This window comes from Rossellomorea sp. YZS02, from assembly GCF_033963925.1.
Classification (GTDB): Bacteria; Bacillota; Bacilli; order Bacillales; family Bacillaceae_B; genus Rossellomorea.
In genome coordinates this window covers 67,090-86,918 of the sequence record NZ_JAXBLY010000022.1, presented here as the reverse complement: position 1 = coordinate 86,918, position 19,829 = coordinate 67,090, and the positions used below count along the sequence as shown (strand labels likewise).

Genomic DNA, 19,829 nt, shown 5'->3' with positions numbered 1-19,829 from the left:
TCATTGCTTTGGACGTTTTTTTTGGAGAAGAGAAGAGTTACATTTGAATCAGTTGTACAAACAGCTTCCGTTTGACATAATTTATCTAAGATTAGATAACTGGAGGGGAGAATATGTGGTATCAAAACGATGTAAGTAAGAGTCTGGGGACAAAATATCCCATCATCCAAGCTGGAATGGCTGGAGGGGTCACCACCCCGCGCCTGGTTTCCTCTGTCTCGAATTCGGGCGGGCTTGGGACGCTTGGAGCAGGGTATATGCCTGTCGCCGACCTTAAAGAGGCGCTAAAACAAGTAAAAAAACAAACAGACTTACCTTTTGGTGTAAACCTTTTCATACCCGAGAAACCGGAATGCCGAGAAGAACAAGTGAACAGCATGCAAAAAATACTGGACCCCTTCAAAAAAGAAATGAATTTATTGATTGATGGCCAATTCACTATAAATCAAGCAGATTTTGAAAAACAAATTGAATCCATCATTAATGAAAGAGTGCCAGTCTGCAGCTTTACCTTTGGAATTCCTTCAAAGGAAATTGTAAAAGAGTTGAAGAAAGAAGGAATCAAAGTCATCGGAACTGCTACATCAGTAAAGGAAGCGTTAATCAATCAAGAGTGTGGAGTGGATGTGATCGTGGCACAAGGGAGTGAAGCAGGTGGGCATAGAGGTACATTTCTTGGTGCTTATGAAGAATCAATGATTGGGACATTCTCCCTGATTCCACAGGTAGTGGATGCTGTGAAACTACCGGTTATTGCAGCAGGCGGAGTTATGGATGGAAGAGGTATGATAGCCGCTCTCGCTTTGGGTGCAAAAGGAGTTCAAATGGGAACCGCCTTTCTAACCATGAAAGAAAGTGGAGCAAATGCCATCCACAAAAGAGCCATTTTAGAAGCTGAAGAGACAAGCACAACGGTCACATCTGCATTCAGCGGTAAACCGGCCAGGGGCCTTTCAAACACATTTACAAGAACGATGAAGGAGTATGAGAGTCAATTCCTTCCGTACCCTATTCAAAACGAATTGACTAAAGAAATTAGAAAGGAAGCCGGCAATCTGCATAACAAAGAATTAATGTCTTTATGGTCAGGTCAAAGCCCACGACTCAGTAAAGATGTTTATGTACATGAGCTGATTGATTCCATGGTAAAAGAAGTGGAAGAAGGACTACATAAGTTGCACAGATAAACTGTTATTTTGATGATTTCACCACTCTAATCTCATCATTAGTCCCATTTTCACAAATCTTCTTTTCCAAATATTTAACCTTGTAATACTTTCTAGCAAAGGTATAATTTTGATATAAGGTAAGCGCTTTTTTATTTAACTGAAAAATTCTAAATAATGAAAATTCCATTTGTCGAGCTGCATTTTCTAGGAGGTTCACATGAGAGAAATTTTACCTGGATCCGTACTGTCACACATTCAGTACGGTTATCAAAAAGTTCCTAAGAAAGTTAAAAGTCAATGTCCAAGTTGCTCTAAGACCAGTGAATTTGTGTTGAAAGCCAATTTCTATCAAGTGAATAAGACTGGGTTGTTCGCAGAGGCCAACTGTTCGGAATGTAAGAAACCGGCCGTTTTCGTTATTATGTTGAATGACGATTCGATTCATACAAGAGAGGAAGCCGGTCTTTATATTTATGATCCTTTAGCCACGAACGGACCCTTGGATCAGATCCAGGGGAATAAACGGATCCCACAGGACCTCGTCAGATCATTTCGATCCGCATTAAACGTCAGCCAGTCGAAGGATAACTCTGCTACAGCCGTTATGTCTAAGCGGGTACTGGAGAGTGTACTGAAGAATTTCAATGGTGATCAATCCACAGGGCAATCTTTGTCGGAACAATTCGATCAGCTTCCGAAAAATGTTGATCTATCAAAGCCGATCCAGGCCCTCAGCCATTTAGTCCATCCCAAGTCTGCTTTCTACGAGATGCTTGAATTGGAACGGGAGATAGATGATGAAACAGCTGGCCTACTTATGGAATTATTGGAAGGTCTGATTGAATACCTGTATGTACTTCCAGAAAAAATAGAAACGTTACAAGAAAGAATTGAAAAGAAATATTAGTAGGGGTAGAGTGTTGTTTCTGGCACTCTACTTTTTTCCAGTTCACTGAATGAAGTATGTATCATCACTTTTGATCGACTGATCATTGTATATATCATATATCCGAATTTCTCTATCCAATATGCTAAACGGATCCCCTATAAGTCGGGTAGAAAAAAATACTCCCAAAACCAATCTTGATCATTCCGCAACATATGAAATCATCGTAAAAAATCAAGATCTTTCATGATTATGAACAGAATTTATTTAAATTTTGCCAAAACTAGTTTATCATTATGAGGTAGATTGTTATTGAAAGTCAGCGGAACTAAAGGAAGGTACACGATGATGACAGAAAACGAAAAGAATATTACCAGAATACATATGGATGGGAAGGAATACATCCTAATCGGGACCGCTCATGTGTCACGACAGAGTGCGGAACAGGTAAAAGATGTGATAGAAGACGAGAAACCGGACACGGTTTGTGTTGAGCTGGACGAACCAAGGTATCAATCAATTGTCGAAGGTGATAAGTGGAGAGATACTGATATTTTTCAAGTGATCAAAGATAAGAAATCCACTCTGCTCCTCATGAATCTTGCCATTGGTTCATTCCAACGCCGGATGGCCAAACAATTCGGCATCAAACCGGGACAGGAAATGATTCAGGGCATCGAATCCGCGAAAGAATTAAATGCGGAACTCGTCCTTGCTGACCGGAACATCCAGGTGACATTTTCCCGGATATGGAGCAGTGTAGGTTTCAGCGGGAAGGCCAAGCTACTGACCCAGATTGTATACAGTATCTTTAGCAATGATACAATTACAGAGGAAGAACTGGAAAAAATCAAATCCCAGGATATGCTTGATTCAATGCTGAATGAATTCACACAAGTGTTTCCTAAGTTGAAAACACCCTTAATCGATGAACGGGATCAATACCTGGCACAGAAAATCAAAGACGCTCCAGGAAATAAGATTGTCGCAGTACTTGGGGCAGCACATGTACCAGGTATCTCTAGAGAAATCTATAAAGAGCATAATCTGGATAAATTGAATGAACGTCCAACTAAATCTAATTGGCCAAAAGTCATCGGGTGGGCCATCCCTGTCATGATCCTGGCCGTCATAGCCTATACGTTCATCTCAAACCCCGATGCAGGGATTCAGCAGGGAATCAGCTGGATTTTGTGGAACGGCGGGTTCTCTGCCCTTGGAGTAGCGATCGGACTGGGACATCCCTTAGCCATTGTAACGGCATTTGTAGCAGCACCCATTACATCATTGAATCCTCTTCTAGCAGCCGGTTGGTTTGCAGGGTTCGTTCAAGCCTATTTCCGCAGGCCCAATGTCGGTGATTTTGATTCTCTGCCTGAGGATGTACTGAGCATTAAGGGATTCTGGAGAAACAAAGTAACCCGAATCCTTCTCATTGTCGTACTTGCAAATTTAGGAAGTACATTGGGAACAGTCATTGGTGGGGCAGACGTAGTAAGATTATTTCTTGAAAATTTATAGGGGAAAAATAAGTTATCCTTCTGGATGGCTTATTTTTTTGGGGGTAAATTGGAATATTATGCTAAAATGGAAGTATCCATAGTTTTGGGAGGGGATTATAATCACAGAGTTTGTCAATCGATACGGCCATTGGTTATTTCTTCTATTCGTAGGATTAAGCATCATGCTGGGAATGACAATCTTCACTTCTTCAGTTCAAGGAATCATCGCAGGAGTATTTGGAATTGTGGGGTTTTTGGGAATTTCGTATCTGGTCATCCAAATCGAGGTACATAAGAGGAAGAAGGATCAATAAAACAGATTCATCAGCTCAATGGAACAGTTTGATTAGTTGAATCGATACAAATGAAAGGAGGATCTACATGATATACGTTATTAGACACGGCCAAACCGATAGAAACAAAGAAGGTAGACTCCAAGGCAGAAATGGTCTCCCATTAAATGAAGCAGGACTCAGACAAGCTCAGGATTTAAAACACCAACTAAGTCATATCAACTTCGATTACGTCTTTTCTTCTCCACAGGAAAGAGCCATTCAAACGGCTGAAATTGTTACAGCTATGTCGTGCAAGGTTGATACAAGACTAGATGTTTATGATTTAGGCGAGGCGGATGGCCTGATAAAAAGCGAGGTGATCATGAATGGTCCATTGCCGGATTCATCGTGCTATGATGGAGTGGAGGATGCTGAGAGTTACATGACAAGGGTTTTACACTTCATGGAAGAATTGACAGCGCTCCATGGAGCGGAAGATAAACATATATTGATTTCCGGTCACAGGTGTACAACCGGTGCAATCGGTGCGTACTTTCATGGCATTCCAAAGGATCAAAATATCTTAAGATTCTCATCCAATAATGGAGAATTTAAGCAGTATGAATTGCATGTAAGAAGCTGAACGTAAGCGATAAAAATGTAACTGAACAGCCACGTTTTCAAAATGAAACTTTGGGTAAATAGTAATTAACCTTTACCCGCGACCTTGTGAGGAGAAAATAATAGGAGCTGTGACGATCGTTGCTCAATATACATGACAGATACTCCATTGTTTTGTATCAAACATATATGGCAAGAAACCAGGCTTCCCGTACTTCTCAGAAGATTACGATTCAAATGCTTTCTCAGTACACAGGATTCTCTGAGGAAATTATCCTTGAAGCACTCGAATTCGGAACGTTATCACCTGATTTATCTTTAAGATAATCACCTACGTGTAAAGGTCTAAGAAAATTATTTTCTCCTCCAAGGTTGACCTAAATTCGTTTAGTAATAGGATTGATTCATTTTTGTTACATAATTAATTTTTGAAGAATATATTGAAAAAACAAGCCTATATTTATTATAATAACAGAAAGGATTTATAGAGGAGGATCTAATGGACACCCACAGGAGTAAAAGAATCTCAAAGTTATACAGAAAGTTAATTACTTCTGATGCAACACAAGCTTTCCTTATTTATAAAGGCCTAGATGAGACAACGAAAGCAGAATTACTTGATTTAGTGGCAGAAATGGGCTCTCAGCACTCAGAAAAATTGTTGAATAAAATAAGCTAATATACATGTACCAAGTTGAAGACCTGGAGAGATGAATTCTCCAGGTCTTTTTCTTATTATAGCTTAAGTACAGGCTAACGTGGTGATATTTTAAATAGGGAAAGTTAGGTTATCAGCAAACCGTAATTAAAATGCTTCTTGTCATCAATCAATTTGGTAATGAAAATTATACTGAGAGTTTCATTTTGACTAAATACATTCGAATATATCAACATAATATCTATATGTCATATGTCCTCCGTCAAATACTTAAATTCAATGAAATATGACATGCCCCCGAACAAAAGAGCGCGGTGTGATTTTCATTATAAAATCCATCACATTATTAATCTCAATCAGAATTGATGATTCTAATTAACTACTTTTCCTTCCTGGACAGAGAAAGATCCTAATGAATGAAATAAACCATGATTCAATATTCCTTATTTTATGAGAATAGGAATATATTCCTTTTTATTCAAAAAAATGTTGAAATCACCCGAATTAATAATTATAATATTAAGAAAATTTAATAAATAATACCCATGAAAGGAGGTGCGATTTATGAACGTCTATATGTCCGTTGATATGGAAGGTATTACGGGTCTTGTGGATCATACTCATGTGTCATCGAATAAGCATAATTATGAACGTGGAAGAATCATTATGACCGATGAAGCGAACGCCGTTGTAACTGCAGCCTTTGATTCAGGTTGCAAAGAAGTACTTGTGAATGATAGTCACTCACAAATGAATAATCTGTTGATTGAGAGGCTGCACCCTGAAACGAAGTTGATATCTGGTGGAGTGAAACCATATTCCATGGTTCAAGGACTGGATGAAACGTTTGATGGTGCTTTTTTCGTTGGTTATCATGCCAGGGCTTCCATGAAAGGGGTAATGTCCCATTCCATGATATTCGGTGTCCGACACATGTATATCAATGATGTGGCAGTTGGTGAAATGGGATTTAATGCATACGTTGCCGGGTACTATGGAGTACCTGTGTTAATGGTTGCCGGGGACGATCAGGCAGCACTGGAGGCAGAATCATTGATCCCCAATGTGACGACCGCAGTCGTAAAGGAAACCATTTCCCGTTCTGTTGCAAAAAGTCTCACGCCGGAAAAATCAAGACGACTATTAATGAAAAGAACGGAAGAAGCAATACATAATAAGGGAAATGTACAACCACTCACTCCGCCTGAACATCCTATTTTACGGATTGAGTTTGCCAATTATGGACAGGCGGAGTGGGCGAGTCTTATGCCGGGAACCGTACATGAAACAGGGACAACGACGGTGAGATTTGCTGCTAAGGATATCCTTGAAGCCTATAGAGCCATGCTTGTCATGACTGAGCTCGCGATGAGAACAACATTCTGTTAGAAAGTGTGAGAACAATGAGTACATATTTATTGAAGAGGCTTTTGGCCATGGTCATTACCCTATGGCTGATTGTCACATTAACGTTTTTCCTGATGCATGCCATACCGGGTTCCCCGTTTAATGAAGAAAGAAATACAAGTGAGATGGTGCAACAAAATCTAGAAGCTCATTATCACTTGAATGAGCCATTGATGGTTCAATATTTTCTATATTTAAAATCACTTATTTCATTGGACTTTGGCCCTTCTATCACTCAGCCATCCCAAACAGTGAACGATTTGTTGGGAAGGGGATTTCCAATTTCATTTGAACTGGGGATGACAACCCTCGTGATTGCAGTTCTTTCCGGCATTATGCTGGGGGTGCTCGCGGCCCTTAGACATAATGGAATCATCGACTATATGGCGATGACATTTGCGGTCCTTGGAATTTCAATCCCGAACTTCGTAATGGCGACTTTATTGATTCAACAAGTGGCGGTCACGTGGGGGATCCTTCCTGTTGCCACATGGACAAGCTGGCGACATATGATTCTTCCTACACTCGCATTAGCAACGGGACCAATGGCAATCATTGCCCGTCTCACGCGCTCAAGCATGTTGGAAGTGTTGACACAGGATTATATTAGGACAGCACGTGCTAAAGGATTGTCACCAGTGAAGATTGTAGTGAAACACGCTTTAAGAAATGCATTGCTTCCGGTTGTCACGGTACTTGGAACCCTGGCCGCAGGGATATTAACGGGTACTTTCGTCATTGAACAAATCTTTGCCATTCCAGGAATGGGTAAGTATTTCGTTGAGAGCATCAATCAGCGTGATTATCCCGTCATCATGGGAACGACTGTATTTTATAGTGCGTTTCTCATAATCATGTTGTTCTTAGTCGATTTGGCATATGGTTTCCTGGATCCGCGGATTAAGCTACATAAGAAGGAGGCGAAATAATGGGGATTCCACAACAACAAGAGCCACTCGTTACTTCAGACGTCAAGGATGAATGGTTTACACCGAAGAAGAGAAATGAAACTGATGCGGAAGCGGTGGTGAGACCGAGTCTTTCCTATTGGCAGGATGCCTGGAACCGTCTAATGAAAAATAAGCTCGCTATGCTTGGGTTGGTATTCTTAACCGGATTAGTTGTGATGGCAGTCATCGGACCCATCATTTCTCCACACGATGTAACGAAGCAAACACTCTCCAACCAAAACCTGCCACCTTCTGGTGAACACTGGTTTGGTACAGATGATATGGGGAGAGATGTTTTTACCCGAACCTGGTATGGCGCACGTATATCCCTATTTGTTGGATTCATGGCAGCACTTATCGATTTTGTGATTGGGATTGTCTATGGTGGCATTGCAGGGTATAAAGGTGGTAAAACGGATAATGTCATGATGCGAATTGTGGAAATTTTATACGGATTACCTTATTTGCTTGTCGTCATTCTCTTAATGGTGGTCATGGGTCCGGGCCTCTTGACCATCATCGTTGCCCTGACGGTAACTGGATGGATCGGTATGGCGAGAATTGTAAGGGGACAGGTACTCCAGATAAAGAATTACGAATTTATCTTAGCTTCTAAAACGTTCGGAACGAAAACGGCGAGGATTATTCGAAAGAACCTCCTACCTAATACCATGGGACCGATCATTGTACAGATGACACTGACTGTTCCAAGTGCTATTTTTGCGGAAGCTTTCCTAAGTTTTCTTGGCCTTGGAATTCAGGCACCCTATGCTAGCTGGGGCGTGATGGCAAATGACGGTTTATCTACGATTCTATCAGGTTACTGGTGGCGTTTATTCTTCCCGGCACTATTCATTTCATTGACGATGTTTTCATTCAATGTGTTGGGTGACGGATTACAGGATGCACTTGATCCGAAACTAAGGAGGTAATCATCATGAGCGAAATTTTATCTGTGCAGGATCTCCACGTCTCATTCACGACATATGGGGGAGAGGTAAAGGCGGTCAGGGGTGTAAGTTTTGATTTACATAAAGGTGAAACCCTGGCGATTGTAGGGGAGTCGGGCTGTGGAAAGAGTGTCACATCACAGAGTATCATGAGACTGATACCGAATCCACCAGGTCGTATAACAGAAGGAAAGATCTTGTTTAAGGGAGAGGATCTCTTGGGCAAATCAGAAGCCCAAATGAGAAAGGTACGTGGAGCGGATATTTCCATGATCTTTCAGGATCCCATGACAGCACTCAATCCGACCCTGACCATTGGCGATCAAATCATGGAGGGGATTCTGCAGCACAACGATGTTTCCAAAAAACAGGCTAAACTAAAAGCGATTGACATGCTGAAACTCGTCAGTATTCCGAATCCCGAAGAGAGGTTAAAGCAGTATCCACATCAATTCAGCGGGGGGATGCGGCAGCGGATCGTGATCGCCATGTCACTCGTATGCGAACCGGATGTATTGATTGCCGATGAGCCTACAACTGCCCTGGATGTTACCATTCAGGCTCAAATACTGGAATTATTCAAAGAAGTCCAGAAAAAGACAGGTGTCTCCATTATTCTGATCACACATGATTTAGGAGTCGTGGCACAAGTTGCGGATCGAATAGCCGTCATGTATGCAGGGAAAATAGTAGAGGAAGGGAACAGAAGAGAAATCTTTTATCACTCCCAACACCCGTATACTCAAGGATTACTGAGATCGGTACCAAGGCTTGATCTTGATGGGGAAGACCTGATTCCGATTCCAGGTTCACCGCCTGATCTCTTCTCACCGCCTATCGGATGCCCTTTTGTTCCAAGATGTGAAATGGCGATGGAAGTATGCGACCGTGTGTATCCCGTCAAAACGCAGATATCAAAAGAACATCATGTGGACTGCTGGCTACAGGATAAAAGAGCCAAGGAAATGCTTTCAACGGTCAGTTTAACGATTCGATAAGCTGATTGTTTGATAGATAAATAGTGAAAGAGGGGGAAAATCATGAAAAAAGTAATATCCGTTCTTCTAGTGGGAATGCTCCTGTTCGTGATGGCTGCCTGTACGGCCACGAAAGACGCAGGCAGTGAATCAAGTAGTGGAGACAGCAAGAAAAAAGAAGAAGGCAAAGTACTTCATTTGAACAACGGGGCAGAGCCCACATCGTTTGATCCACCGATCGGCTTTGATTCCTATTCATGGACTGCATTGAACAACTTAATGGAAGGGATGACCCGACTAAATGCCAATCACGAACCTGAAGCGGCCATGGCTGAAAAGTGGGACGTCTCGGAAGATGGCAAAGTGTATACCTTCCACATTAGGGACAATGCCAAATGGTCTAATGGTGATGATGTCACAGCCGGGGATTTCGTATTCGCCTGGAAACGCCTTTTAAATCCGGACACAGGTTCTCCGGCTGCTTTCCTTGGATACTTCATCGAAGGTGGAGAGGCATTCAACACAGGAAAGGGATCAGCCGAGGATGTGAAAGTAGTGGCGAAGGATGAGAAAACATTCGAGGTTACACTGACAAGTCCTCAAGCGTATTTCTTAAGCGTGATTGCGAATCCGGCATTTTTCCCCATCAACGAAAAGGTTGCTACAGAAAATCCGGAATGGTTTGCCGAAGCGGATAGTTTCGTCGCTAATGGACCGTTCAAACTGACTGAATGGGAACATGACAGCCACTTCGTCATGGAAAAGAATGATCAATATTGGGATAAAGATTCAGTGAAATTAGATAAAATTCACTGGGCTATGGTAAACGATACAAATACGGATTATCAATTATACAAAACCGGTGAACTTGATACAGCTGACGTACCGGCGGATTTAAGTAAACAGTTATTCGAAGAAGGCAAAGTAAATGTAGAAGACCAGGCTGGAACGTACTTCTATCGTTTCAATTTAGAAAAAGAGCCTTTCCAAAATCAAAACATCCGTAAAGCATTCGCCATGGCGGTGGATCAGCAACAAATGGTTGACTTTGTTACCAAGAACAAAGAAAAAGCAGCTTACGGATTTGTGTCAAAAGGGTTTAAAGACCCTTCTGGGAAGGACTTCCGTGAAGCAAATGGAGATTTGGTGAAAACAGATGTGGAAGAAGCAAAAGCTCTCTTGAAAAAAGGGATGGAAGAGGAAGGATACGATAAACTTCCGGAAGTCACTTTAACATACAGCACAAGTGATACTCATCAAAAAATTGCTGAAGCTCTTCAACAAATGTTCAAGGAAAACTTAGATGTTGACGTTAAATTAGCCAATATGGAATGGAACGTATTCCAGGATGAACAGAAGGCTTTGAAATTCCAATTATCACGTAGCTCATTCTTAGCAGACTACGCAGATCCGATCAACTTCCTTGAAAATTTCCAAACAGGGCATTCCATGAACCGTACAGGCTGGAGTAACGAAAAATATGACACCCTAATCAAACAAGCGATGAATGAAGCCGATGAAGCGAAGCGATTTGACATGATGTATGAGGCGGAGAAAATCCTGATGGATGAAATGCCGATCATTCCGATACATTTCTATAATCATGTGTACCTTCAAAATGAAGATGTATCAGGTATCGTCCGTCACCCTGTCGGCTATATGGAATTAAAATGGGCAGATAAAAAATAGTGGATTGAAAACAGGATGAGTGGAGGGACCCAAAGCCGCACTTTTGGCCGCGCGTCCACTCCCTCTTTTTCTACGAAAGGGGTCCGGTATGTGTCATGAAGAAACCTGCGAAACTGAATAAAGGAGATCTGGTTGGAGTCATCGCTCCTGCAAGCCCTCCGAAAACTGAACCTTTACAAAAAGCATTACGTTTTCTTGAAGAAGAATTGGGATTAATCGTTAAAATAGGAAATTCTGTAGATAAGAAGTATGGTTACCTGGCAGGTGAAGACAGTGATCGAATAGAAGATATTCATAGAATGTTTGAAGATCAAGACGTGAAAGCCATTTTTTGTGCATGCGGAGGTTTTGGTACAGGCCGAATCGTTTCAAAATTAAATTTCGAATTGATACGCCAAAATCCGAAAATTTTTTGGGGATATAGTGATATTACTTTTTTACATACTGCCATTCACCAACAAACCGGTCTTGTCACCTTCCATGGACCGATGTTAAGTTCTGACATCGGACTCTCTGACGTTCACAACGCCTCAAAGGATTCGTTTCAGCAGCTTTTCCATACAGAAGACATAGTCTATACGTATGAGAAATCCAAACTTGAAACGGTCGTAGAAGGAGTAGCAAACGGTCCCGTCATCGGAGGGAACCTCACTCTATTGGTCAGCACCTTGGGAACACCTTTTGAAGTAAATACAAAAGGAAAACTTCTATTTATTGAGGATATTGATGAAGAACCATATAAAGTGGATCGAATGGTGAATCAGTTAAAAATGGCTAATAAATTCAATGAAGCTTCCGGGATTATCATCGGTGACTTCAAGAACTGTGTACCTGAGAAACCTGAACGTTCCCTGACTCTTGATGAGGTACTGATGGAACACATTGCAAGTGCAGGTAAGCCCGTACTAAAAGGTTTTCATATCGGGCATTCATCCCCAAGTATTGCCATTCCGGTAGGCAGCATAGGAAAGCTGGATACACGGGACCATACGTTTACGATTGAAACCGGAGTTCGCGGGGGTGGTAATGAATGAATATTCATCAGCTTGAGACATTCAGGACTGCGGTCCCATTACACACCCCATTCAAGACTGCATTGAGGACGGTGGAAGTGGCAGAAGCCGTCGTCGTAAAATTAATATGTGACAACGGGATCATCGGCTGGGGTGAGGCACCCCCGACCGTGGTGATTACGGGTGATAGCCTATCAAGCATAGAGTCTGCCATACAACAAGTGATCAAACCCGCATTGTTGGGTAAAAGTCTGTTGAACTACGAATATATATTTCAACAACTCCATTCTTTAATTGTACATAATTCAAGCGCAAAGGCAGCTGTGGACATGGCCATATATGATTGCTTGGCACAAAGATGTAATTTACCACTCTATCAGTTCCTTGGGGGATATCGGCAGGAGCTAGAGACGGATTACACAGTAAGTGTGAATAGTGCGAAGGAGATGGCTGAGGACGCAGCCACCTATGTAAAAAAGGGATTTGACGTATTGAAGATAAAAGTCGGTAAAGATGATATCTCTACAGATATCAAAAGGATCCAGCGAATTCGTGAACGTATAGGATATGATATCAAAATCCGATTGGATGCCAATCAAGGATGGGAATCTAAAGCAGCTGTAAAAGCAATACGAAAAATGGAAGACCTTGACCTCCAAATTGAATTAGTCGAGCAGCCTGTGCCTGCGCATGATATCAGAGGGTTGAAAAGAGTAACGGATGAAGTCGAAACACTTATTATGGCAGATGAAAGTGTCTTCTCCCCACATCAAGCCTTCGAAGTGTTAGAAACCAGGAGCGCGGATTTGATCAACATTAAGCTCATGAAAGCCGGTGGGATTTATCGGGCTCAGAAGATAAGCGATATGGCAGAATTGTTCGGTGTCGAATGCATGGTGGGGAGTATGATTGAGACACGCTTGGGGATAACTGCCGCTGCTCACTTTGCCGCGAGCAGGAAGAATGTCACACGATTTGATTTTGATGCTCCACTTATGCTGGCAGAAGATATTGTTGTGGGGGGAATAGTGTACAACGGAAGAAAGATTTCCATGCCGAAAAGTTCCGGCCTTGGAATAGAACGAGTATCAGTATCAATCAAGGGGGAAGGAAATTGACGACTAAAGCACTTATAGCCGTACCTGTTGCGACCGTATGGACCAATCCTGATTCGGTACGTGAGGTAGATGAACCTGCCGTTGTGAATCCTGTCAAGATATCAAAATGGTTGGAGACTTTAACACATGAAAGTCGATTGGCACTCTGTGATGAAAACCGTATACAATCTCAAGCGTTATTCGGACAGGAAGTACTCGTTACGGAAGAGCGGAAAGGGTGGTCCCATGTCATTATTCCAGATCAGCCTTCCTCTAAAGACAAGCGCGGATATCCCGGTTGGATTCCAAGTGCTCAGCTTACACCAGGTGAGCTCTCTCCTTCTGATTCTTATGCTATAATAATCAGCGAATTCGCGGACTTAATTAACAAAAATAACGAGGCTGAACTAAAACTAAGCTTTCAAACCATTTTGCCGGTTGTGAAAGAGCATGATGAGTCAATTGAAGTAGAGACACCGATAGGTACCCGATTCGTAAAACAAGCAGATGTGATGATATCCAATAACAAAGTCAACGATCGAAAAGGAAGTGGTGCGGATATTGTCACTTCAGGAGAATCTTTTCTTAACCTTCCCTACCTATGGGGAGGGATGTCAAGCTTCGGGTTTGATTGCTCTGGTTTCAGCTACACGATGTGTAAAGCCCAAGGATACCTGATTCCCCGTGACGCAAATGATCAGGCGAGAAATGGTACGGATGTACCCCTGGATCGTTTATTGCCTGGAGACCTGTTGTTTTTTGCTTATGAGGAAGGAAAAGGGAGTATACATCACGTAGCCATATATTACGGAGACGATAAAATGATTCATTCGCCAAATACGGGTAAATCGATTGAGATTTTGTCATTGAAAGGCACTTATTACGAAAAAGAGCTGTGCGTGGCCAGACGTTACTGGGTAGAAGAGGGGGAATCATCATGACGAATCAGAAGTTACTCGAAGTAAAAGAATTAAAAAAATACTTTCAGCTGGATAAAGGAAAAACCTTGAAAGCAGTGGATCGTATTTCATTTGATATTTACAAGGGGGAGACCTTTGGATTGGTGGGTGAATCAGGATGTGGAAAATCCACTACCGGACGAACCATTATCGGACTATATGACCGCACGGAAGGTCAAGTGCTGTATAACGGCAAGGATGTCCATGCCCTCTCGGAAAAGGAAAAGCTGTCATTTTACCGGAACATGCAGATGATATTCCAGGATCCATATGCATCACTCAATCCCCGGTCGACGGTTAGGGAAATCATAGCTGAACCGATGGAAGCACACAATTTATATAATGATAAAAAAGAGCAGATGAATCGGATTTATCAGCTCTTGGAAGATGTGGGGCTAAATCGCGATCACGCAAATCGCTACCCACACGAATTCAGCGGGGGACAGCGTCAAAGAATTGGGATTGCACGGGCACTTGCGCTAAATCCTGACTTTATTATTGCAGATGAACCGATTTCTGCACTAGATGTATCAGTCCAGGCTCAAATTGTAAATCTATTGACTAAACTTCAAAGAGATAAAGGATTGACCTTTTTATTTATTGCACATGACCTTTCAATGGTCAAACATATCAGTAATCGTATCGGTGTTATGTATTTAGGACATATTGTTGAACTGACTGAAAGCAAGGAGCTATATAAAAAACCTCTTCACCCATACACCCAGGCATTGCTTTCTGCCATTCCAATTCCTGATCCGGATGTAGAGGATGCACGGGAACGGATGATCATTCAGGGAGAAATCCCAAGTCCAATCAATCCGCCCAGTGGCTGCGTTTTCAGGACGCGCTGTCCTGCAGCCATGGAAACTTGTGCCACTCATAAACCTGAATGGCAGGAAGTGGAGGAAAAACATTTTGTTGCCTGTCACCTTTACGATAAGAAAATTGTAGGAGATCCTGCTGAAGTGGCAGTAACGAAATAAAGATATTTATGATGAATTCTTTAGAACAAAACATACGGGATGTCGTTATGTGTTCCAATGGAAGAGTCAGTGTCGCCGTCGAACTCCCAACCCAATTTATTCAAATCAATGGTCATCAATCTTATCCTGCAGCGAGTTTGATCAAGATTCCCATTTTACTGGAGGGTTTCCGCCAGGCAGAAGAAGGGAAGATCTCCCTTCTTGATAAAGTTTCAATCCCTATAGAAGGAAGAGTCGGAGGGGCAGGTGTCCTTGCATCACTTTCTGAGGAAATATCTTTGAACATTGAAGATCTTCTCACTCTTATGATCATCGTATCAGATAACACAGCATCAAATTTTCTTATTGACTGTCTTGGTTCAAGTGCCATACAGGGGCTATGCGATTCTTTGAACTTAAAGCAGACGAAGCTACTGAGGAAGTTCATGGATTTTCAAGCAATAGAGCAGGGATACAATAACCATACTTCCGCAATGGACATTCTTACATGCTTAAAGCTGATCGACAAAAGTCCAAATTACAGTTTCAATAGCCGTGGGAAAATGCTGAATATTCTACATCACCAACAATTTAAAGATAAACTACCTTCACTGATGGACCAGGAAATGGTATTTGTGGCAAACAAAACAGGGGAGCTCCCAGGTGTCGAGCACGATTGCGGTATACTGAAGTATGGAAACAAACACGCATACATAGCAGTATTAATTGATGAACTAGAAGATAATGAATCTGGAAAAGGTACGATCGCAAAGATTGGAAAGTTCATATACGATTTTTTAATAAGAGATACAAATTAAAAAGCAGGTGCACCGTCCTCATTATAGGCGGAGCATCTGCTTTAAACGTATTATTTGTTGATCAGGACTTTATGGCAAATGCTACTTAAACAGTTTATTCCGGTCCTCCATACTCGGGGGTTGCTCCATCCATCCATTTTTAGCCATGATTTTGCCACCTTCATGTCCATAAGCCAGTATGTCCTTTGCAGTTACAGCAAGCTTGACCGGTAAATCGCTGCGTAAACTGAAAGCAGTACCCAGTGCATTACTCCCTAAACCGAAATTGGTGAAGAGGGATGTGCAATACATCATAAGTTTATCTGAAAATGGTGAAACGGTGGAATCTGTGGCTTTCGCTCCAGAAGTGGAAGGGGCGTGGATATCACTTTGCATCAAGACATGGGTATAGTCACTAACGATTTTCTTTGATAATTCTTTCCCTTTAATGAAGTATTTCTTTACTTCGGGTTCGGTTGCTGCTTGAGCAAACCCTGTCATCATCTGCATTCCCAGCGTATTTGTTTCAATTCCAAAATAAAGATAAGCTACTTCAACAGTATTCAAAGTCCTTTTATCCGAAAAAATATTAAAACCTGCCATATAATTCGGGCTTTGTGCGAATTCAATCGACTTCGGAACCGTCACAGCAGGAGGCCCTGGTAATACATCCTTTTCTCGTAGGTAATCCATACATTTCTCATAAACCGTTTGAGTGAATCCGGTTAACTCTTTGTATAACAGGATAAGATCCTTTCTATAGGACATATTGAGATGCAGAGTGTGTAATCCCATACTGGTGGCTTTTAGATTTCTTAAAAACATAATGTCAAATTTGTGATCAAAGAGCTTAGGTACGCCTATATTGACATCTTCCTCGGTAAAACCGATTGGGATGACGCATCCTTCATTCTCGAATAAACCGATAAGTCTGCCAATATAATCTTTTACATTAGAGTGAGTGTACAAAAGAATTTCTTTTGCCTCTTCATCATGGGCCTTTTCTATAAAATACTCCAATATTCGTTGAATCATGGTTTTTTGTTGATATGTCATCCATAATGTAGCAAGCTCACTTGAACTTAAGGCCTTCTTCTTTTCACTCATACATTTCATCCTTTACGCTCATTTTACTCCCCCACACTTTGAGGTGAAAGCTGATACAGGGGAAATTCTATCTTTATTTTTTCGAAGTACGGCAGAAATTATTCTCGAGCTTAGAACTATTGAGCGTATTGTTACGACAAAAAGTAAAAACCCCCTTAATGACCAAGGGAGCTTTTGAATTTCTGCAAATGAATCAATGCTGTATGAAGACTCGCAAAAGTCGGGATGTGGTTGATGAAAATGCCAAGATTCACCATTGTTTGTGCAATCTCTGGTCTTATTCCTGTCAGGATTGCTTGAATTCCTGTTAACTTGAGGGCAGCCACTATTTTAAATAACTGATCTGCCACCATCGTATCGACTACATTTACACCTGATAAATCTATGATGAGATATTGCAGCCTTAAGGCAGATCCTTTAGTTAGAGCCCGTTCCATTAAGTCCTTTGTACGTTGTGTATCAATGTCTCCGATAAGGGGCAAAATGGCAATCGAATCAGTCACCTTCACGATGGGTATGGACAGTTCTCTGCTGATCGAATCCGAAAGCGGGTGATTAAAGGCGATTGAAATCCTGAAAATGGCCTGATCCACTCCAGAGTGAAAGCGAGAAATCAGGTCATAAAAGGAATCTATTAACAGTTCTTTCACGATAGCTTCTGATTTTATCACTGCTCCGATTTCATTGCGAAAGTACTGTATATCACTAATTGCAACTTCAAGCGAAACGTCTAACTGCTTGAAAAGAGTCACAGAAGAACATGCCCATTTTTCGATGACGGCATCGTGTGCATTTGGCTTTTCCAATGAATTAGCCAACACCTCTATGCAATCGCCCCTCCATTTTCTAAGTGAACCAGAAACAGTATTAGAATAAGAAGGGTCGTTGGTCGATCTTTCCTGAATCACTCCTGATTTTGTTTCATTGATACGATTAATGAAATCAAGATACTTGTCATTACCCTGAACGGCCTTCGTTGTCATATGATATCCTCCTTCTGAAATCAACTCTGCAAGTCGTCAACTTATGTAAATATATTTGGAAAAAAGAATAGAGGTAACGCTGGATTCTATGTTATGATTTTTAATAAAGGGTACGAAAGTTTTGATGCTATATGGGGAAGTAAGGATATCTCAAAAAGAGGTCAATAAATGAAATGGTATAAGAAGTTTATTAAAAATATTCCTACAATTCTATTATATCGAATATTCCCACTTGTAAAAGTGTCTGTTTAGACACTTTCATGAATGAAGCATACATTTGCTTTTCTGCCATTTAGATATAGAAGGGGGGATGAGGGTTGAAAAAAAGAACTTGGCTTATTAAGTTAAGAAAGCGAAAAAAAATGACACAGCAGGAAGTGGCCTCAAAAGCCTTTATAGAAAGATCCTACTACGCCCAAATTGAGAGTGGAATCCGAAAGCCGAGTCCTGAGGTAACCATCAAGCTGGGTGAAGTCCTTGACTTTCACGCATCGAGTTTTAATCTGGAGGAAAATCCATTTTCCATTGCCTTAAAGAATGCTCCTGTCATACTTGCTCATTGTGATACCCAATTACGATATACCTGGATCTTCAATACTCCGGATCTTATTCCGGAAGACCATATCGGGAAAACAGACCTGGAGCTTAGTGAAAATGACGGAAACCGTGCGCTGATGGAGCTTAAACAAGATGTTTTGGATCGAGAGACGCCCATCAGCCGAGTGATTTCCATTCCCTTATCCTCTGGAGAAATCGCTTATAATGTATATGCACATCCCTTGTTGAATGAAGAGGGTACCATCATTGGTGTGGCCACCGCCTCCACTGAAATACATAACAATAGACCGGATAATGTACTTGAAGGGAATTAGCCGTTAATGTACATTTCTTTTTAAATTACTTGTATAGAGAATCCATCGTATGAAAACAGAAGAGGCTGGGACAAAATGGTTTCAGATAAATTAAAATCCGAACGAGTGATTTGATAAAAATCTAACTCGTTCGGATTTTAATTTTTTAATCCATGTATTAAGCAGGTTCTAGCTGTTGATTGGAGTTCAAGACGAAGACTCCTGCGGGAAAAGCGGAATAGGTGAGACCCCACAGGAGCGACAGCTGTGAGGAGGCTCGCCTTCCGCCCGAGGAAAGCGAAGTCTTGCACGGAATCGGGCAGCGGTGTACGCGCAATCTCATTGTTCGTCTTCAGAGTGTATAGATTTAGTTATGTCCCAGCCTCTTTTTTGTAGTTATCGGTCTGTTTCTCTGTAGTTTATATCAATCAGTTTCTCGCTGTCTGTTTCGAATTTAATATCTACAAATACACCAAATTCTTTCCCGTCTCGCTTTAACCAAAGCTTAAACTTCTCAGTCGAAACTTTTGTTCCATATTCCTTTCCTATATGAAGATAATCTACAATAGATGCATCAGGATATCTTTCTTTCGTTTTCCTCACTGCAAGACTACCCCACTTTGCATATGAAGGTATCTCCTGTTGGGCATGAAGGAGTGCACCATCACTGATTACGAGGTTTGTAATAAAAATCATACAAAGAACGATTGTAACAAGTCGAATCATTTTCATTAAGATTACCCTCTTTTTATCTTGTAGGGTTGTCTTGCAGACATAAAATTATTCCTATTACCCATTTTCGATAGTATTGCTAAAGGAGTAAAAATCTTTCGTGTAGTTAGAATATTCTTTACTTAATGATCATAAAATCTTAAACTGTGGATGTGGGAAGAAAATCTTTCCAACAAAATGAAAGGAGGCGATGACGATGATTCCAATCGTCTATGCAATTCAAAATAACAATGATTATGAGGTT

The 19,829-nt window shown here is 41.3% G+C and carries 20 protein-coding genes; 17 read left to right on the top strand and 3 right to left on the bottom strand.

Annotated elements, in window-relative coordinates; all coding sequences use genetic code 11:
- The first annotated feature begins 113 nt into the window (after window positions 1-113).
- From SLH55_RS19500 to SLH55_RS19425, 16 genes are all read left to right on the top strand, one after another.
- The gene (locus tag SLH55_RS19500; RefSeq protein WP_320324284.1) at window positions 114-1,187 is read left to right on the top strand and encodes a nitronate monooxygenase; all 1,074 of its coding nucleotides are present in this window, start codon (window positions 114-116) and stop codon (window positions 1,185-1,187) included.
- 199 nt (window positions 1,188-1,386) lie between these two features.
- Window positions 1,387-2,076: a hypothetical protein gene (locus tag SLH55_RS19495; protein ID WP_219170186.1), complete on the top strand. Its 690-nt coding sequence runs from the start codon at window positions 1,387-1,389 to the stop codon at window positions 2,074-2,076.
- Between the two features lie 327 nt (window positions 2,077-2,403).
- Window positions 2,404-3,576 carry a TraB/GumN family protein gene (locus tag SLH55_RS19490; protein WP_219170315.1) on the top strand — a complete coding sequence of 391 codons (1,173 nt, stop codon included), beginning with the start codon at window positions 2,404-2,406 and terminating at the stop codon, window positions 3,574-3,576.
- A gap of 163 nt (window positions 3,577-3,739) precedes the next feature.
- Window positions 3,740-3,871 carry a hypothetical protein gene (locus SLH55_RS19485; RefSeq protein ID WP_320324283.1) on the top strand — a complete coding sequence of 44 codons (132 nt, stop codon included), beginning with the start codon at window positions 3,740-3,742 and terminating at the stop codon, window positions 3,869-3,871.
- Between the two features lie 67 nt (window positions 3,872-3,938).
- The gene (locus SLH55_RS19480) at window positions 3,939-4,475 is read left to right on the top strand and encodes a histidine phosphatase family protein (protein WP_320324282.1); all 537 of its coding nucleotides are present in this window, start codon (window positions 3,939-3,941) and stop codon (window positions 4,473-4,475) included.
- A 119-nt stretch (window positions 4,476-4,594) separates the two neighbouring features.
- The gene (locus SLH55_RS19475; RefSeq protein WP_219170177.1) at window positions 4,595-4,780 is read left to right on the top strand and encodes a hypothetical protein; all 186 of its coding nucleotides are present in this window, start codon (window positions 4,595-4,597) and stop codon (window positions 4,778-4,780) included.
- A gap of 895 nt (window positions 4,781-5,675) precedes the next feature.
- Window positions 5,676-6,500 (top strand): M55 family metallopeptidase, encoded by an 825-nt coding sequence (locus SLH55_RS19470; RefSeq protein ID WP_219170174.1) that lies wholly within the window; start codon window positions 5,676-5,678, stop codon window positions 6,498-6,500.
- Window positions 6,501-6,514: 14 nt separating this feature from the next.
- Window positions 6,515-7,447 carry an ABC transporter permease gene (locus SLH55_RS19465; RefSeq protein WP_320324281.1) on the top strand — a complete coding sequence of 311 codons (933 nt, stop codon included), beginning with the start codon at window positions 6,515-6,517 and terminating at the stop codon, window positions 7,445-7,447.
- On the top strand, window positions 7,447-8,400 hold the full coding sequence (locus SLH55_RS19460; RefSeq protein ID WP_320324280.1) for an ABC transporter permease: 954 nt from the start codon (window positions 7,447-7,449) through the stop codon (window positions 8,398-8,400). The genes SLH55_RS19465 and SLH55_RS19460 overlap by 1 nt, the downstream gene beginning before the upstream one ends.
- Window positions 8,401-8,405: 5 nt before the next feature.
- The gene (locus SLH55_RS19455) at window positions 8,406-9,416 is read left to right on the top strand and encodes an ABC transporter ATP-binding protein (protein ID WP_219170169.1); all 1,011 of its coding nucleotides are present in this window, start codon (window positions 8,406-8,408) and stop codon (window positions 9,414-9,416) included.
- Between the two features lie 42 nt (window positions 9,417-9,458).
- Window positions 9,459-11,084, top strand: coding sequence for a peptide ABC transporter substrate-binding protein (locus tag SLH55_RS19450; RefSeq protein WP_320324279.1), 1,626 nt, complete (start codon window positions 9,459-9,461; stop codon window positions 11,082-11,084).
- Between the two features lie 95 nt (window positions 11,085-11,179).
- Window positions 11,180-12,118, top strand: a complete 939-nt coding sequence (locus SLH55_RS19445) for an LD-carboxypeptidase (protein ID WP_320324278.1) — start codon at window positions 11,180-11,182, stop codon at window positions 12,116-12,118.
- Window positions 12,115-13,215: a dipeptide epimerase gene (locus SLH55_RS19440; RefSeq protein ID WP_320324277.1), complete on the top strand. Its 1,101-nt coding sequence runs from the start codon at window positions 12,115-12,117 to the stop codon at window positions 13,213-13,215. The genes SLH55_RS19445 and SLH55_RS19440 overlap by 4 nt, the downstream gene beginning before the upstream one ends.
- Window positions 13,212-14,135 carry a C40 family peptidase gene (locus tag SLH55_RS19435; RefSeq protein ID WP_257475188.1) on the top strand — a complete coding sequence of 308 codons (924 nt, stop codon included), beginning with the start codon at window positions 13,212-13,214 and terminating at the stop codon, window positions 14,133-14,135. Before SLH55_RS19440 ends, SLH55_RS19435 begins: the two co-directional genes overlap by 4 nt.
- Window positions 14,132-15,136, top strand: coding sequence for an ABC transporter ATP-binding protein (locus tag SLH55_RS19430; RefSeq protein WP_219170163.1), 1,005 nt, complete (start codon window positions 14,132-14,134; stop codon window positions 15,134-15,136). Before SLH55_RS19435 ends, SLH55_RS19430 begins: the two co-directional genes overlap by 4 nt.
- An 11-nt stretch (window positions 15,137-15,147) precedes the next feature.
- A complete protein-coding gene (locus tag SLH55_RS19425; RefSeq protein ID WP_320324276.1) occupies window positions 15,148-15,933 on the top strand; it encodes a serine hydrolase in 786 nt (261 codons plus the stop codon).
- 81 nt (window positions 15,934-16,014) lie between these two features.
- Here the strand turns inward: SLH55_RS19425 and SLH55_RS19420 are convergent, their stop codons facing one another.
- A complete protein-coding gene (locus SLH55_RS19420; protein WP_219170159.1) occupies window positions 16,015-17,019 on the bottom strand; it encodes a DUF3231 family protein in 1,005 nt (334 codons plus the stop codon).
- A 155-nt stretch (window positions 17,020-17,174) separates the two neighbouring features.
- Window positions 17,175-18,002, bottom strand: a complete 828-nt coding sequence (locus SLH55_RS19415; RefSeq protein ID WP_219170157.1) for an STAS domain-containing protein — start codon at window positions 18,000-18,002, stop codon at window positions 17,175-17,177.
- Between the two features lie 317 nt (window positions 18,003-18,319).
- Between SLH55_RS19415 and SLH55_RS19410 the strand changes: the two genes are divergently transcribed.
- On the top strand, window positions 18,320-18,874 hold the full coding sequence (locus SLH55_RS19410) for a helix-turn-helix domain-containing protein (RefSeq protein ID WP_320324275.1): 555 nt from the start codon (window positions 18,320-18,322) through the stop codon (window positions 18,872-18,874).
- Between the two features lie 375 nt (window positions 18,875-19,249).
- Here SLH55_RS19410 and SLH55_RS19405 read toward each other — a convergent pair whose 3' ends face one another.
- Window positions 19,250-19,585: a DUF3889 domain-containing protein gene (locus SLH55_RS19405; protein ID WP_320324274.1), complete on the bottom strand. Its 336-nt coding sequence runs from the start codon at window positions 19,583-19,585 to the stop codon at window positions 19,250-19,252.
- Between the last annotated feature and the right edge of the window lie 244 nt (window positions 19,586-19,829).

Coding starts and splice junctions, on each gene's coding strand:
- SLH55_RS19500 (WP_320324284.1), top strand. CDS start 114: ATGTGGTATCAAAACGATGTAAGTAAGAGTCTGGGGACAAAATATCCC.
- SLH55_RS19495 (WP_219170186.1), top strand. CDS start 1,387: ATGAGAGAAATTTTACCTGGATCCGTACTGTCACACATTCAGTACGGT.
- SLH55_RS19490 (WP_219170315.1), top strand. CDS start 2,404: ATGACAGAAAACGAAAAGAATATTACCAGAATACATATGGATGGGAAG.
- SLH55_RS19485 (WP_320324283.1), top strand. CDS start 3,740: ATGCTGGGAATGACAATCTTCACTTCTTCAGTTCAAGGAATCATCGCA.
- SLH55_RS19480 (WP_320324282.1), top strand. CDS start 3,939: ATGATATACGTTATTAGACACGGCCAAACCGATAGAAACAAAGAAGGT.
- SLH55_RS19470 (WP_219170174.1), top strand. CDS start 5,676: ATGAACGTCTATATGTCCGTTGATATGGAAGGTATTACGGGTCTTGTG.
- SLH55_RS19465 (WP_320324281.1), top strand. CDS start 6,515: ATGAGTACATATTTATTGAAGAGGCTTTTGGCCATGGTCATTACCCTA.
- SLH55_RS19460 (WP_320324280.1), top strand. CDS start 7,447: ATGGGGATTCCACAACAACAAGAGCCACTCGTTACTTCAGACGTCAAG.
- SLH55_RS19455 (WP_219170169.1), top strand. CDS start 8,406: ATGAGCGAAATTTTATCTGTGCAGGATCTCCACGTCTCATTCACGACA.
- SLH55_RS19450 (WP_320324279.1), top strand. CDS start 9,459: ATGAAAAAAGTAATATCCGTTCTTCTAGTGGGAATGCTCCTGTTCGTG.
- SLH55_RS19445 (WP_320324278.1), top strand. CDS start 11,180: ATGAAGAAACCTGCGAAACTGAATAAAGGAGATCTGGTTGGAGTCATC.
- SLH55_RS19440 (WP_320324277.1), top strand. CDS start 12,115: ATGAATATTCATCAGCTTGAGACATTCAGGACTGCGGTCCCATTACAC.
- SLH55_RS19430 (WP_219170163.1), top strand. CDS start 14,132: ATGACGAATCAGAAGTTACTCGAAGTAAAAGAATTAAAAAAATACTTT.
- SLH55_RS19425 (WP_320324276.1), top strand. CDS start 15,148: ATGAATTCTTTAGAACAAAACATACGGGATGTCGTTATGTGTTCCAAT.
- SLH55_RS19420 (WP_219170159.1), bottom strand. CDS start 17,019: ATGAGTGAAAAGAAGAAGGCCTTAAGTTCAAGTGAGCTTGCTACATTA.
- SLH55_RS19415 (WP_219170157.1), bottom strand. CDS start 18,002: ATGACAACGAAGGCCGTTCAGGGTAATGACAAGTATCTTGATTTCATT.
- SLH55_RS19405 (WP_320324274.1), bottom strand. CDS start 19,585: ATGAAAATGATTCGACTTGTTACAATCGTTCTTTGTATGATTTTTATT.